Raw genomic sequence first — 15824 nt, forward strand, 5'->3', positions numbered from 1 at the left:
TCAGATAATATCGATGCCTGTTTTTTGAAGATATCAACTTTTTTAGGCAGGTTTGTTATACTGTAAACATCGATAATGTTTTTTATGAAAGTGAGAGTTTGATATGAGGCCGGTTAAGAGCGTCCCAAAGGAAGGCGACTACGTAGCGATAAAAAGTTATAAACATGATGAGAGTCTTCATAGAACATGGCGGGATACAATGGTCTTAAAAACATCAGAGAATGAATTCATCGGTGTTAATGATCATACGCTTGTTACTGAGGATGATGGACGGCGGTGGGTCACTCGAGAACCGGCGATTGTCTACTTTCATAAACATTATTGGTTTAATATTGTAGCTATGATTCGAGACAACGGTGTGTCATATTATTGCAATTTGGCGTCACCCTACATTCTTGATAAGGAAGGTCTAAAATACATTGATTACGATTTAGATATAAAAGTTTTTCCTAATCAAGAAAAAAAGTTGCTTGACGTTGATGAGTACAAGGATCATGGGCGTCAATGGCAGTACAGTTCTGAACTAGACAAAATATTAAAAAGCAATGTGCGGATACTTGTAGACTGGATCAATAACGGAAAAGGTCCTTTCTCAAATGAATATATTGACTTGTGGTATAAACGATACAAGGAAATTTTGAAAAGCAAGACAGGGGTGCAATAGTGCAATTATCAACAGAGGATGTTCGACAACGTTTTTTAGAAATGATGGATCATGTTCAGGAACTTTGTTCGAAAAACAAACTGAATCTTTTTATGGATGGTGGAACACTGCTTGGTGCTGTGAGACATCATGGTTTTATTCCCTGGGATGATGATGTCGATTTTGTATTGTGGCGTCAGGATTATGAAACATTGTTGGCATTACTACGTAAAGATAAAAAATATCGTTTGATGGATCTCAACAGTTCAGAATATCCGTATACATATGCTAAGTTGATTGATCCTGAAACAAAAGTGGATGAAGCCGGTGCCGGTGATATTGGCGGTTATGGACTTTTTATCGATTTTTTCCCATTGGATAATATTCCAAGTGGAAAGATAAGACAGGAGTTGTTTGTCCGCAAGATTATTACAATGAGAAAAATCTCACGTGGGGCTTCAGAAAAATACAGTCTCAAATCGGTGTATAAACGTGTTGGCGTAAAGCTGTTGCAACATGTTAACGCGCATAAATTAGCAGTAAAAGTTAACGATAAAGCACAGCGGTACAATAAACGGGATACAGAGGTGTGCTTTGATTTATTGGGAACAAACAATTATAAACTGTATCAGAGTGCTTGGTTCTCAAGAGCTGTTCCGATGAAGTTTGAAGGACATGATTATTATGCACCTGTTAATTTTCAGGCCTATTTGCATTCTCTTTACGGGAACTATATGGAAATACCAGATGCTGATCACAGAGAAACGCACCATTTACGTGTCTTTTTAAAGTAGGAGGGCATTGATGCTAGAAAAATTACGCCATTCGAACTTATTGTTTTGGTCACTTGAAATTTTAATTGTAGTTGCGATCATTTGGATTTTAACGAAGGTCGGTTTTATTTTTAGGCCTGTCGGTGTTTTCATATCGGTTGTTTTTGTGCCACTTTTGGTTGCCGGTTTTTTGTTTTATATGCTTAATCCGATTGTCAAATTGATAATGCGGATTCATATTAAGAAATTCAAAATTAATCGTTCGTGGGCCTCTCTAATTGTAATAGCTTTGCTTATTGGACTAATCGTTCTAGGCGTAATTTCATTAATTCCTCAACTAACCAAGCAAGTTACTCAATTAATAGCCAACGTGCCTCATATTGCTAAGCAATCACAAATAACGGTGACGCATTACATGAGTCATTCGAAAATTTTGCAGAATGATGACGTTGCAAAATATTTAAAAAGTTTTGAAGGATCTCTCGCAACGTGGTCACAAGCCTTCATCGGCAGCTTAACGAACAGTCTTGGATCTGTTATTAGCATGATTACTGACGTGACAATCATGGCTATAACGGTTCCTGTTATTCTGTTTTACATGCTTAGAGATGGTCATAAACTCATACCTGCGTTAAAACGTTTTCTACCGAATAAAAGGCAAGATAGAATTGTTGATTTGTTACATAAAATGGGTGAAACAATTTCACAATATATTGGTGGTCAAGTGATTGAGTGCCTTTTTGTAGGTTTTTTTACTTCAATTGGATACATGATAATTGGAATGCCATTTGGTTTATTATTAGGAATCATTGCTGGACTGTGTAATATTATTCCGTATGTTGGTCCTTATATTGGTATTACGCCAGCTTTAATTGTGGCTTTGATAGCAGCTCCTCAGAAACTGCTTTGGGTAATAGTAGTCGTCATTGTGGTTCAGCAAATTGATGGGAATATTATTTATCCTAATATTATCGGACGATCGCTTAAAATTCATCCGCTAACAATCATTATATTATTGTTAGCCGCTGGTCATATCGCTGGCATTCCAGGTATGATTCTTGTGATTCCATTTTATGCAGTTTTACGAACGGTGGTTCAATATTTTTGGAATATTCTTCAATTGCAGGATGAGAACCAAGACTAGTGGTATGAACTGATTCGTTCTATTTATTAAAGAAATGAATTACTGCTGTAACTGAAATGAAATTTCAAGTTGATACACTTTACATTGATTACTTTTATGGGATTTTAAATAAATGTATGTGTTGTTGCTCTACTTTTAATGATGGAAGGATTATTTATGAGAAAAAAAACGGTTTCTAGTTCTCAACCAAGCAATGTTCACTTTAAAATGTATAAAAAAGGAAAACAGTGGCTTACGTTAGGATTAGTTGCTGCAGGGGTCTCATTTGGGTTAGTAGCGCAAAATTCTTCTATTCATGCTGATTCAAAAGATACGACAGTAGCTACAGGTAGTTCACAAAGTAGTGATTCGATTGTTCAAGGCTCCGCGGTTGCTCTTTCTTCTAGTTCTACAGATACACACAAGAGTGCTTCAACAACTACTTCTGGTGAAGCTAGTTCTACAGTCAGTGCAGTTTCAAACGTTAGCGCTGCCTCTAATTCAAGCTTGTCCAGTCAGGCTTCCTCTTCTGCTTTAAACAATCAAAAATTGACTTCATTACCGATTTCAGCTCAAAACGGCAGTACGAGTGTTGCTAATCAATCCTTAAATGCAGCGGGTGATAAAAACTCTTCGCAATCACAGTCAACTGCTAACAGCAAGACTACGCAAAATGAAGAGGTTAATAATCAATCAACCTACACAGCAGAACAGGGAAAAGCTACACAATCGTTGACTTCTGATAGCAAATCATCTGATCAGAGTGCTTCGAGCCAACCGACTGATACAGTCAATGGCGAAAAAGCAACACAGTCAGGTGATTCTAGTATTGAGAATCCTCAAAGTACTGTGAATTCATCAGCAAGCACCAGTGCTTCTGAAACTCAAAAGACGAACGCTGACAGTGCTTCGAGCGTTGTTTCTTCTGATAATGCTAAGGTTAATGTAGTTAGTGCAGCTGTCACGCAAGCATCACAAAGTCAAGCAGTGGGTATAGTCCCTGAAGAAGCTAGCGATGAAGAAGTTGCAAAAATAAAAGCTGAGGCAATGGCAACTTATAAGGCGACTGGGAAACCACAGACATTAGTTAGAGTGGCTGCAGCGTACGTTAGTTCTCAACAAAGTTTCATTGATAGTTTAGAGGCTGGAGCAATTGAGGGCTGGCGTCGTTACGGTGTTTTACCATCTTTAACAATTGCTCAGGCTATCGTGGAAAGCGCTTGGGGACAATCTTCCTTAGCCGCTTATTATCATAATTTGTTTGGGATTAAAGGTACTTATAATGGTCAAGGTGTAAGTCTTCCGACGTCAGAGTGGTATGGCTACTGGGCCACCATTTACGATACTTTCCGTGTGTACGCAAATAATAGTGAAAGTGTTTTGGATCATGGTGCCTTTTTGTATGATAATTCCCGTTATGCGAACTTGCTTTGGCAGACCAATCCATGGACAGTTACAACATTAATTCGTCAAGATGGTTATGCAACGGATCCTTCATACTCTAGTACGTTGATGAGTATCATCAATACTTACAATTTAACAGCTATTGATCGAATGGCGTTCACGCCGACATATTCATGGAAGAACGAAGGAAATACTTGGTGGTATGGTAGCACTTCCGGCTCTGTTAAAACGGGCTGGTTTCAAGATTCTACGAATAATTGGTATTATTCAAATAACGCTGGTGTCATGCAAACTGGGTGGCTAGACGACAATAATAGTTGGTACTACTTAGGCAATAACGGGACTATGCGTACGAATTGGGTAAATACTTGGGGTAGTAGTTGGTATTATTTGAATGGTTCTGGACAAATGCAGACCGGTTGGCGAAATGTTGATTCTGCATGGTACTATCTTGATGAAACCAACGGTCAAATGCATTATTCTGGCTGGACTGATGTCCGTGGTACTTGGTATCTGTTAAATGGCACTGGACAAATGCAAACAAACTGGGCTAATACCGACGGTCATTGGTACTATTTAAGTGAGTCAAATGGTTCTTTGCAAACTGGTTGGCGTGAAGTTCGTGGTACTTGGTACTTGTTGAATTACAAAGGTGAAATGCAAACCAATTGGACTCAGTCGGACGGACATTGGTATTACTTTGACAACAGTGGTGCAATGCATCACTCCGGTTGGACAAACGTTTCAGGTACATGGTATTGGTTTAATAACGTGGGCGTTATGCAAACTGGCTGGATTTATGACAATGGCCATTATTATTTACTCAGCGATAGTGGCTGGATGTACACCGGATGGAATTTCCGGGACGGCGTATGGTATCTCTTAAATGATAGCGGTGCAATGCAGACTGGTTGGGCATTTGTCAACGGTGCTTGGTACTATTTGGATGTTAACGGTCATATGGTAACAGGTGAACATGAGATTGATGGAGTCTTATATAACTTTAAATCGAACGGTGCGTTAGTTTAATTTTTAAGGGGTGTGCGTTAACGCATGCCTTTTTATTTGGAAGGAAAAGTATGGATATAAAACGTCGTTATAAATTATTTAAATCTGGAAAAATTTGGCTTTGCGGTGCTATCGTCTTTGGTGGTTTATTGACTGGAATGCAGACTGTAAACGCTGATGGACAACTATCTAGTGTGACCACGAGCAGTGAGACTTCAACAGAAATAAAAAAAGATCCTGAAAAGGATTCTACAGATTCCGATGTATCAACGGTCAACGACACGTATTCGGCTACATTTAGTCACAACAAAGTTTCAAACAGCATAGGGTCAAATAATAGTGCTATATCTTCGATTTCAAATCAGCAATCAAGTGTCCCCGCGAATCAAAGCGACAGTGATGAAACAAAGTTGAATTCTAATAACGGTAAGACTAATGAGTCTGCAATGTCAGAAAATACAGGTTCACCTGTAAATAGTACGCTCGTAAAAAACAATGATGACAAGACATCCTCAGCTACTGCCGATTTTCCTTCAATGAACTCGATTGTAAAATCTAGTAACGCTGATTCGGTAGCGTTCAGTAGTGTGGAATCAACCTCGTCGGCTGTAATGTCGGTTTCAAAAGGCTATAATTACGCGGACAAAACTAGTTATCAAAATAGTCAAATGAGTTCGGATTCAAGTACTAGTTCTGTAACAGAGGCATCATCAAGCAAAAGCAATACTACTAGTATCACCGTTGACTCAACTAATATGGTTTCTAGTGATGATTCTGCATGGAATGCCGCAAAAAGTGCAGCTCAGGATGCATATATGAGAACTGGAAAGCCTCAGTCACTTGCGCGTGTAGCGGCTTCGAGTACAACGGGTTCGGCGGTTAACGATTATATTCTTTCTATGGGGTATCAACCGGTTGGCATCACTAATGGGGTCTGGAATTTTCCTAAGCCAGAGTATGTCTATGGTTTTGGCGGTGTAAAAGGTGTTGTTGTTCATGAAACAGCGCTCTACGATGATTCTATTGACGGCGAAATTAATTTTGAAAAAGAGCATTATAATAGTGCCTTTGTTCATACTTTTATTGACGCAAACAATATTATTAATATTGCTGATACAAACTATGCAGCGTGGGGCGCCGCTTATCCAGCAAATGGATACTTTGTTCAGTTTGAACAAGTTGAAGTTCACACTCGAGACGAATGGGCAAAAGAGCTTGTGAACGCTGCATACTACACAGCATTCATTTTGAAGCATTACGGTTTAAGGCCGTCTTTGGGTTCAAGTTCGGATCCCCTATCTGGCACAGTGTGGTCTCACGCGATGGTGTCTGCTTTGTTGGGTAATACGGATCACCAAGATCCAAATGGATACTGGAACACAAACGCCAATCAGTTTTTTAATACTGGATACACAATGACTGATTTTCTTCAACTGGTTCAATATGAGTTCAATAATTTTAAAAGCACTTGGGTAAAAAGTGGAACTGAATGGGCATATGTTGATCAAAATGGGTCGCAAAGTCAATGGGTTGATAGTAACGGCAATTGGTATCACACAAGCGATATTGGCATGGTACAAACACAGTGGTTAAACACAGACAATAATTGGTACTATTTAGGTGATGATGGCGTCATGCATACCGATTGGACGGATGTGCAAGGCACTTGGTATAACCTAGGATCCAATGGCGCCATGCGAACTGGTTGGCTGGACGATCATGGCAGTTGGTATCATTTGGCTGATAATGGCGCCATGCAGACTGGTTGGGTTGATGTTAATGGGTCGTGGTCGTTATTATCAGACACTGGCGTTATGCAGACTGGATGGCTTCAGTCCGGCGGACACTGGTATTTAGCTAATAATAGTGGTGTTATGCAATCTGGCTGGGCTAATGTTAATGGTAGCGAGTATTACTTATCAGACACTGGTGTCATGCAAACCGGTTGGAAAAATGACGGAGGAAACTGGTACTATCTGTCTAATAGTGGCGCAATGGCACAGGGTTGGTTTAAAGTTCAAGGCACTTGGTATTTTTCTAATGATAACGGGGCTATGCAAACCGGTTGGATTGAGGACCATGGTGCTTGGTATAATTTGGCAAATGATGGTGCCATGCGCACGGGTTGGATAGATGATAATGCCTCATGGTTTTATTTAACCGCTAACGGTGTCATGCAAACCGGCTGGATCAACGACAGTGGTAACTGGTATCACACCGACTCTCGCGGTGTGATGCAAACAAAATGGTTGTGGGACAACGGCGCTTGGTATTATTTAGCGCCTAGTAACGGTGCGATGCAGACTAACTGGATTGAATTGAATAGTATTTGGTATAACCTCGGATCAACGGGCGCAATGCATGTTGGTTGGATTGATTCTAATAGTAGTTGGTCTTATTATGACCAGTTTGGCGATTTGAAAACTGACTGGCTTCTAGATAATGGCACATGGTACTACCTTGGTGAAGACGGGAGCATGCGTACTGGTTGGCAATTACTGTTTAACTCAACGTATTATTTTAATCACAATGGGGCAATGCAAATCGATTGGATTGACTTGTCAGATAAATGGTATTACTTAGATGACGTTACCGGTCATTTACACAAGGGACTTCAGACCATCAGAGGTAAAGAATATAATTTGTCCTCTAAAGATGGAGTTATGAATACCGGATGGGTTCAAGTCGGTTCGGATTGGAAACTATACAGCATCAAAAATGGTGAATGGTCAGGACTATCGGAGAAGAAAATTAAATCCGGACTATGGACGTTAAATGATGCTCATGGCGTAGTCAAAACGAACCAAGTTGTTGATGATCAACCAATCCTAGTAGATGGAAATGGCATTATTCGGCCGGGTTGGCAGACGTATAATAATCAAACAGTTTACGCAGACGATTTTGGTCAGCTAAGTGTGAATGGTTTTAAAGAAATGAATGGTAATTGGTATTTCTTTAATAAGAGTGTCTTACAGACCGGCTGGAGGTATGACAAGAACGATTGGTATTTCTTTGAAAAAAATGGCGTCATGCAAACAGATTGGCATGAAGTGAATGGTAATTGGTACTTGTTTGATGAAAATGGCCGAATGAAAACTCATTGGGTTGATGATTCGAACAATTGGTATTATTTCTCTAATAATGGGAACATGCAGTTAAACTGGTTGAATGATAATAATCACTGGTATCATTTCAATGATAAAGGGCGTATGCAGACAGGATGGGTTTGGACAGATAACGGTTGGTTTTATTTCAACTCAAATGGTGTAATGCTGACCGGCTGGCAATCAATTGGGGGAACATGGTATTACCTCAATTCAAATGGTCGAATGTTATCTGGTAATCAAATGTTGAATGGAACTTTAAATCATTTTTCCAGTGATGGTTCATGGCTTGGAGCTTCTTAGCCTAGAGTTAAAACCCTGAGTTAGGCTATGGTACAATGCATAGTATGATAGTTTTTTAGTTGGAGGATTATATGAAAGTTCTTGTTAACGGTGGTAACGATGGTATGAGTACCGGTAGTGGAATTACCGAATTTGTTTTGCAAAATTATTCGAGAATTAATAACGGTGAAGTTCAGTTTCATTTTTTACTAGATGGCTCCGAGAATAATAGCGCCGAATTTATGAACCAGCACAATATGTCTTATACGCTGCTTCCCAGCTTTCATGAAGAACCTTTAACTGCTTTAAGGGAATGGCAGAGATACTTAAATATCGAAATGAAAAATTTTGATGCTATTCATTTTCATGTTGATTCTTTATTACGTGCGTTTAAGTTTCATGAAGCTAAGCGAGCAGGCGCTAAGAGAATTATTGTTCAGTCGCACAACAGTGCTCATGACAACGGGTTAGTTAGAAAATCTGTAAGCGGCATAGGAAGAATGATAACAAAGCATGACGTAACTGATTATTTAACGTGTTCCAATTTAGCCGCTAATATTTACCCGAGCTCAGTCAAAGTAACATTAATAAAAAATGGCATTGATACGCAGCACTTTGCCTTCAATGAAAAAACGCGTAAAAGAATGCGGCAGGAGTTTGATATTGATTCAGAAACCAATGTGTATTTACATGTTGGCAGAATAAACAGAGTTAAAAATCAAAGTTTTGTACTGGATGTTTTTAAGAAAATACTTGTTACTGATACAACAGCTAAATTGATTTTAGTCGGTCGCGGAGAAGACGAAGAAAAAATTGTCGAAAAGATAAAAAATGATGATTTAACTGATCATGTATTGATGCTGGGCTTTCGTGAAGATGTTGCAGAAATCATGTCGGCTGCCGATTGCGTGATTTTTCCATCACTACATGAAGGTCTCCCTTATGTCTTAATCGAAGCGCAGGCTAATGGATTACCAATTGTTTGTGCGAACACGGTTACAGATGAAGTTAGCATTTCAAAACTAGTCACTTTTTTAGATTTAGCTGTTTCTGTTGATGAATGGGCCAACACAGCTAGCAGATTAGTTAAACATTTTTCCATGACAAAAAGAAGTGATTTCAACGCTGTGGTTCGTAGTAAAGGCTATGATATAGCAGAGTCTTCAATGGATTTATATAACTATTACCTGAATATGAATAAGCAAGAGGTTTAATATGAATGACGATCTATCGACGAACGTAAATAAACGGCGGACATTTGCCATAATTTCACATCCTGATGCAGGTAAAACAACAATTACAGAACAAATGTTACTTTTTGGAGGCGTTGTTCGTGAAGCCGGAACTGTAAAGGGAAGAAAGTCTGGAAAATTTGCAACTTCAGATTGGATGGAAATTGAAAAAAAGCGTGGTATTTCAGTGACAAGCTCCGTCATGCAATTTGACTACGCTGATAAGCGAATTAATATTCTTGATACACCTGGACATGAAGACTTTTCAGAGGATACCTACCGAACCTTAATGGCTGTTGACTCGGCAATTATGGTTATCGATTCGGCAAAGGGAATCGAACCTCAAACAAAAAAGTTATTTCAAATATGTAAGATGCGTGGTATCCCTATTTTTACATTTATGAATAAGCTGGACCGTGACGGCAGGGATCCCCTGGATCTGCTTTCAGAAGTAGAAGATGTATTGGGTATTGAAACCTATCCAATGAATTGGCCAATTGGCATGGGACAAGGCCTTAAAGGGCTTTATGATATATACAATCAACAAGTTGCACTCTACAAGTCAAGAGCGGATGGAACGCGTTATTTGCCACTTGATTCAAATGGTGACATCAATGAAGAGGATCCTTTGCACAAGGATTCGCTTTGGACTGACACACTTGACGAAATACAGCTTATTAATGCTGCGGGGAATAAATTTGACGAGCAAAAAGTAATTAGTGGTGACCTGACGCCAGTTTTCTTTGGTTCGGCGCTAGCCAATTTTGGGGTGGAAAGTTTTTTAAAAACATACCTAGAGTATGCACCAGCTCCTTCGAAACATAAAACACGCGAAGGTGATGTAGTGAATCCGACGGACAGGCAGTTTTCTGGCTTTGTCTTTAAAATTCAGGCTAACATGAATCCCAATCATCGTGATAGGATTGCGTTTGTACGTATTTGTTCTGGTGAATTTAAAAAAGGTATGGACGTCATTTTAGAGCGTGGTCAAAAACAGTTGAGATTAAATAACTCAACTCAGTTTATGGCTGAGGAACGTGAAAATGTTGACACTGCAGTTGCTGGGGACATAATTGGGCTCTATGATACTGGCAACTTTCAAATTGGTGATACAATTTACTCCGGTAAAAATGATTTTCAATTTGAACAACTACCGCAATTCACACCAGAATTATTTGTTCACGTTACACCCAAAAATGTTATGAAGCAGAAGTCATTTCATAAGGGAATAGAACAGTTAGTACAAGAAGGAGCTATCCAAATGTTCCGAGCATACACAAGTAATGACTATATACTTGGTGCAGTTGGACAATTGCAGTTTGAAGTTTTTCAATTTAGAATGCTTCACGAGTATAATTCCGAAGTCGTAATGGAAACTATGGGCAATAAAATTGCTCGTTGGATTGAGTCAGATCAACTTGATGAAAATATGGCTTCTAGTCGTAATTTACTGGTGAAAGATAGAGAAAATCAGCCATTATTCCTATTTGAGAACAAATTTGCGGAAAACTGGTTCTCTCAAAAGTATCCAAATGTTAAACTAACATCAAGACTTTAAAGATTTCAAAAGACAGCTATTTGCTGTCTTTTTTATGGTTATATGTTTATTGCCTTAAGGTAGATTGCAAATTTAATCCGAATTTTTGGACAAATTTGTCAGCATAACCTGATACGGTGTTTGCCAGTCGAGTATTTTAAGCGGTCGCTGGTTAATTTGGAGTAACGTCGTCGTTAAATCTTGAGCACTAATGTGTTCAAAACGAGTCCCTTTAGGATAAAAATAACGTAAATTCCGATTAAAGCGTTCATTACTACCACGTTCAGCTGGCGTATAAGCATGGCAGTAATAGGTCTTAATACCATATTGTGATTCAAGTGATACTAGCCCACTAAACTCAGTGCCACGGTCCACAGTAAAGCTGTGCACCGGACCATTAAAAGTGGTTAGGAACTTAGTTAGTGCTTCATTAACAGTCACTGTCGTCCGATCTTTTAACCGGTATGCCCAAAGGAACCGTGATTTTCGATCGATTAAAGTTAATAAAACTGCCTTACTATGCCCACGAGGACCAACGACTGTATCTAGTTCAAAATCGCCGATGCGATTACGTTGATTAATCATCATGGGACGCTGTTCAATTGATCGCCCCAAAGATTGATTATATTTGGATCGTTGGTCAACGTTACGCCGTTGGCGTACGCCATGTTCAGGTAGATCATTCAAGGAGAAATCAATTCTCTCCTGATTTAGCCAATTATAAATAGATTTAGTAGCTAGTTTAAATTCGTGAGCAATCATTCCTGGTGACCAGCTTAGACGTAAATGGTTGAGAATTTTTTGCTTTAACTCATCGCTCAGCTTAGTTTTCCGACCACATCGTGATCGCTTGTATTCGGCATCTGTTTGTGCTAATTCAGCCTGATAAGGTTGACATCGAGATAATTCATAAGAAATTGTTGACGGTGATCGGTTCAGCCGAACGCCCATTTGGATATTGGACAGCCCTAGTTCACAAAAGGTTTCGATTTTAATTCGTTCGGAATAGGTTATACTAGACAAAAGATCAGCTCCTAAAAGATGGGTTTGTGGTAAACACCATTTTAAAGGAAGCTGATCTTTTTTGTCCGAACAGCGTTCGGATTAATTTTACAATCTACCGATTACTTTTGGACTGCGCAGTTTATTTGGTTGCTATTTATTTTATTTATACTATTTGGTAATGATTTTGTTACTGATTTTTCTTATGTTTTAAGACTCTCAATACTCGGAGGATTGTTTTTCCTACTGATTTTTGAAGGTGGACGGAGCAGATATTTGATACAATTTTTGCCAGCCTTTTTTCTAATGCTTTCATTGTCATTTCGCTTCAGTATACGTAAAATAAAAGATATTATACTTGTCTATAGAAAACGATTAAAAATTAGTAGGAACTAGCCTGTGCGTAAATGGTGGTTGTAAGTAGGAAAATGACAGTTGAGAGCTGTCGGTTTTCCTGCATTTTTTGATAACATGAAGAGCATTTACAACTAGAATGGTATCAACCGTAAAGCATGACATTCGTCAAGAAATGAAACAATAAGTGATTGAAAATATTAAATCTAATTACGCTGCTTTAGATTGTTAATTTGGTGTCGATTATCGGACTGCCAAACGGTGCTTTATGAGGAAGCAAAAGCATTAACGGAGGGGGCCAGATTTGAACCAAAAAACAAGCTTATTAGATCCGTTTTGGCAGATTATTTAAGATAAAATGAAACTTAATTGTTTTGTAAACGACGGTTAGCTTTACTTTCATTTTAAAAAAGGATTTACAGATAAATATACGATTGTGCGTGAGTATTGCGCTACTTTTCAGCAGTCAAAAGTTCCTAAAACAAACATTCGGGTTGAATCACACCTGTTTTGTCAGCACAAGTCGGCTCGAAAGAAGAGATGAATCTGTATAGTCGTTGTCATTCATACTTTCTGCATATTCCTTTATTCGAAATTCAAATGTTTAACGTTTATCTCTGAACATTGCCAAGATATATTTTTTGGAGAAGATGTTAACCGTGTTATTTTTCAAGAAATCAGTGGTGTACTTTCAGAAATACAAATATTCCGTAGACCCAATAATATTGTTGCCTGTACAGTTGTAACCAATGATAAGCGGCATTTACAAAGTTATTACACTGGGACAATAATTCGAAAGTAGGCATACCCACGCATCATCTCCGTTTATAATAAAACTGATCAAGCACATATTTTAAAATCAAATCTGATTAAAGACCATAGTGCGACCAAGATGTTTAAGCTTTTATTTGTGAGCATTTGTTACAATATTGTAAAAGGCACCCGTAAAATGTAGGAAAACGGCAGGTTAGAACTGTTGGTTTTCCTACATTTTTTGTATCATGAATCACATCAGAGTGTAGGAGGAATTTGATGTGAGACGTGATTTAAGAGAAGGAGTGACGATTTACGTGACTGAAAATATTAAGCCTAACTTCGCCGAGATTGCCCGGCAATATAATGTTGATTATCGAACCGTTAAGAAAGCCTATGAGGAAGTCAAAGCTGGACTTAAGGGCCGACCAAGTGGTCGACCGAAACGGCCAAGTTTACTGGATCCATTCAAGCAAACCATCGATTCAAAGCTTGAACTAAATTGTTCGGCTGCTTCAATTTTTAAATTTATCCAGAAGAAGGGCTTTACCGGCAGCTATACCCTCGTGAAAGATTATTGTCGCCAAACCCGCCGAGAACGAGTTAAGAAAGCTACCATTCGGATTGAACATTCCCCTGGTCTCTCTGCTCAAGTTGACTGGAAAGAAGAAATGGCCCTAGTGAGCAGCGAGGGTGAGCTGTTTAAATTCAATATTTTCTTGTATGTATTGCCTTATTCAAAACTCAAATATATGACACTAACCTTTGATCGGAGCCAAGATACCCTCTTTTCTTGCTTACACGACGCTTTCCTTCATACCGGAGGTATTCCGACGGAAATCTGGTTTGATAATATGAAAACCGTTGTGGATCATACAAAATCCCAGTTTGGCCACGCTGTCTTTAACGAACGGTTCCACGAATTCTGTAAAGATGCCGGTTTCACACCAATTGCTTGTCGACCATTCAGACCACAAACTAAAGGTGCAGTTGAAGCCCTTGCTCGCACGGTTGAACGTTTACGGCCATACAATACTGAATTTGCTGATGGAACTGAGCTAATCGAACTAGTTCATATGCTCCGAGATGATCTAAATCATGAAACTTCGCAGGCCACGGACGAAGTCCCGTACCTGAAATGGTTAGACGAAGAAAAAGAGTACCTTCATCGCGTTCCAGTTAATCTCCTTGAACCATACTTCGAAGAAAACATTACCCGTGTCGTTTCGAAGGAGGCCATGATCAATTTCCGCAAATGTAAGTACTCAGTAGATCCGCGATACATTGGTTGTACGGTTGCTGTTGAAATCTCCAATGATGAGCAGCGCATTCACATTTATTATAACGGAGAAGAAATTCGTACGCACTCCATAACTACCAATTCGCTGAATTATGACCCCCAAGATCAGTTCAATATCCTCAAATCTGATTTGCTTAAAGGGCGGACAGATGAAGACATTTCAGCTTACATTCGTGAACATATGACTGATTACGACAACTTATAGGAGGCTACCATGACCACTAATAATCAAATTCTTTTAAATAATCTTGAGCGCTTAGGGTTAAACAAAATCCGTGAATACTTGCCGAATTACCTTGATCAAATTCACACTGATAATCTGTCATTAACTGAGGCGCTAATTGATTTAACTAATTCGGAACTCCAGAATCGACACGAAGGTCAGATTGCACGGGCCATTGGCCGTGCTCGGTTCCCCAATACAAAATCCCTAGATACATTTGATTTTAGCTTTCAACCCAGTATGAATCGCCAAGAGGTTCTGGAATTCCAGAATCTGGCTTTTATGGAAAAGTCTGAAAACTTAATCTTTATTGGCAATCCGGGAGTCGGTAAAACCCACTTGGCAATTAGTATTGGGATTGAGGCCTGTAAACAGGGCTGTCGGGTTCTCTTTATTAATTGTCATGAGCTGTTGATTAGATTGAGAGCAGCTTACGAAAAAGGACTGCTTGATCGATCTCTAAGCCGCTATTCGCGCTATGACCTATTAATTATTGATGAAATTGGGTATTTGCCAATTGGTCACCAAGAAGCTAACCTCTTATTTCAGCTAGTCAATGCCCGCTATGAAAAGCATTCAACGATCATTACCAGCAATAGTGATCTATCCGCTTGGGTTGATATTTTCCAGAACCCAACTGTGACAGCAGCCATTCTCGATCGCTTGGTTCATCATGTTCACGTAGTGAAGATCACTGGTAAATCTTACCGATTACGTGGCCTCAAGTAACTGCCGAAAACCTACATTTCTTTCTGCCGAAAACCTACATTTTTAAACTGCCCTTGACACAATATGACCAACTCTAAGAAGGATGATAACATGACGGCTAAATTTCAAACGTTTATTAATAAACTTAAATGAACTTGGATTTAGAAAACATGAACGCGTTTTCAACGGCTCATATTGACGAGATCAGTCAACGGCGGACGAAGCGGTGCTTAAACTTACAATTCTTTAATTACAAGGTCGTCACAAGCAGCAACAAAGTGTTATTGAACTAGCATACTTTCCTAAAATCAAAACGTTAAAGGGCTTTGATTTTCAATCAGGCATTAACCAGTGAAAAATATGATTTGAGGATTTAGC

General features: G+C 39.0%; 10 protein-coding genes and 1 pseudogene. 10 read left to right on the forward strand and 1 reads right to left on the reverse strand.

Going from position 1 to position 15824, the window contains the following annotated elements; all coding sequences use genetic code 11:
- Positions 1–103 precede the first annotated feature (103 nt).
- From ABUE36_RS05555 to ABUE36_RS05590, 8 genes and pseudogenes are all read left to right on the forward strand, one after another.
- Positions 104–664, forward strand: a complete 561-nt coding sequence (locus tag ABUE36_RS05555) for a DUF402 domain-containing protein (RefSeq protein ID WP_421017321.1) — start codon at positions 104–106, stop codon at positions 662–664.
- On the forward strand, positions 664–1437 hold the full coding sequence (locus ABUE36_RS05560; protein WP_421017322.1) for a LicD family protein: 774 nt from the start codon (positions 664–666) through the stop codon (positions 1435–1437). The genes ABUE36_RS05555 and ABUE36_RS05560 overlap by 1 nt, the downstream gene beginning before the upstream one ends.
- Before the next feature lie 10 nt (positions 1438–1447).
- Positions 1448–2560 carry an AI-2E family transporter gene (locus ABUE36_RS05565; RefSeq protein WP_421017323.1) on the forward strand — a complete coding sequence of 371 codons (1113 nt, stop codon included), beginning with the start codon at positions 1448–1450 and terminating at the stop codon, positions 2558–2560.
- A gap of 156 nt (positions 2561–2716) precedes the next feature.
- A complete protein-coding gene (locus ABUE36_RS05570; protein ID WP_421017324.1) occupies positions 2717–4972 on the forward strand; it encodes a glucosaminidase domain-containing protein in 2256 nt (751 codons plus the stop codon).
- Between the two features lie 50 nt (positions 4973–5022).
- A pseudogene (locus ABUE36_RS05575) lies at positions 5023–5115 on the forward strand (KxYKxGKxW signal peptide domain-containing protein); the annotation flags it as partial.
- Positions 5116–5361: 246 nt separating this feature from the next.
- A complete protein-coding gene (locus tag ABUE36_RS05580; RefSeq protein WP_421017464.1) occupies positions 5362–8358 on the forward strand; it encodes a hypothetical protein in 2997 nt (998 codons plus the stop codon).
- A gap of 71 nt (positions 8359–8429) precedes the next feature.
- Positions 8430–9551 (forward strand): glycosyltransferase, encoded by a 1122-nt coding sequence (locus ABUE36_RS05585; RefSeq protein WP_421017325.1) that lies wholly within the window; start codon positions 8430–8432, stop codon positions 9549–9551.
- Position 9552: 1 nt separating this feature from the next.
- Entirely contained in the window at positions 9553–11127 is a 1575-nt protein-coding gene (locus tag ABUE36_RS05590) for a peptide chain release factor 3 (RefSeq protein WP_421017326.1), read from the forward strand.
- 72 nt (positions 11128–11199) lie between these two features.
- Here ABUE36_RS05590 and ABUE36_RS05595 read toward each other — a convergent pair whose 3' ends face one another.
- The gene (locus ABUE36_RS05595; RefSeq protein ID WP_421016461.1) at positions 11200–12129 is read right to left on the reverse strand and encodes an IS30-like element ISLpl1 family transposase; all 930 of its coding nucleotides are present in this window, start codon (positions 12127–12129) and stop codon (positions 11200–11202) included.
- Between the two features lie 1367 nt (positions 12130–13496).
- Between ABUE36_RS05595 and istA the strand changes: the two genes are divergently transcribed.
- On the forward strand, positions 13497–14720 hold the full coding sequence (istA, locus tag ABUE36_RS05600; RefSeq protein ID WP_003555353.1) for an IS21 family transposase: 1224 nt from the start codon (positions 13497–13499) through the stop codon (positions 14718–14720).
- Positions 14721–14729: 9 nt separating this feature from the next.
- Positions 14730–15467 (forward strand): IS21-like element helper ATPase IstB, encoded by a 738-nt coding sequence (gene istB / locus ABUE36_RS05605; RefSeq protein ID WP_014386885.1) that lies wholly within the window; start codon positions 14730–14732, stop codon positions 15465–15467.
- Positions 15468–15824: the final 357 nt, after the last annotated feature.

The organism is Furfurilactobacillus cerevisiae (assembly GCF_048961765.1).
Classification (GTDB): Bacteria; Bacillota; Bacilli; order Lactobacillales; family Lactobacillaceae; genus Furfurilactobacillus; species Furfurilactobacillus milii_A.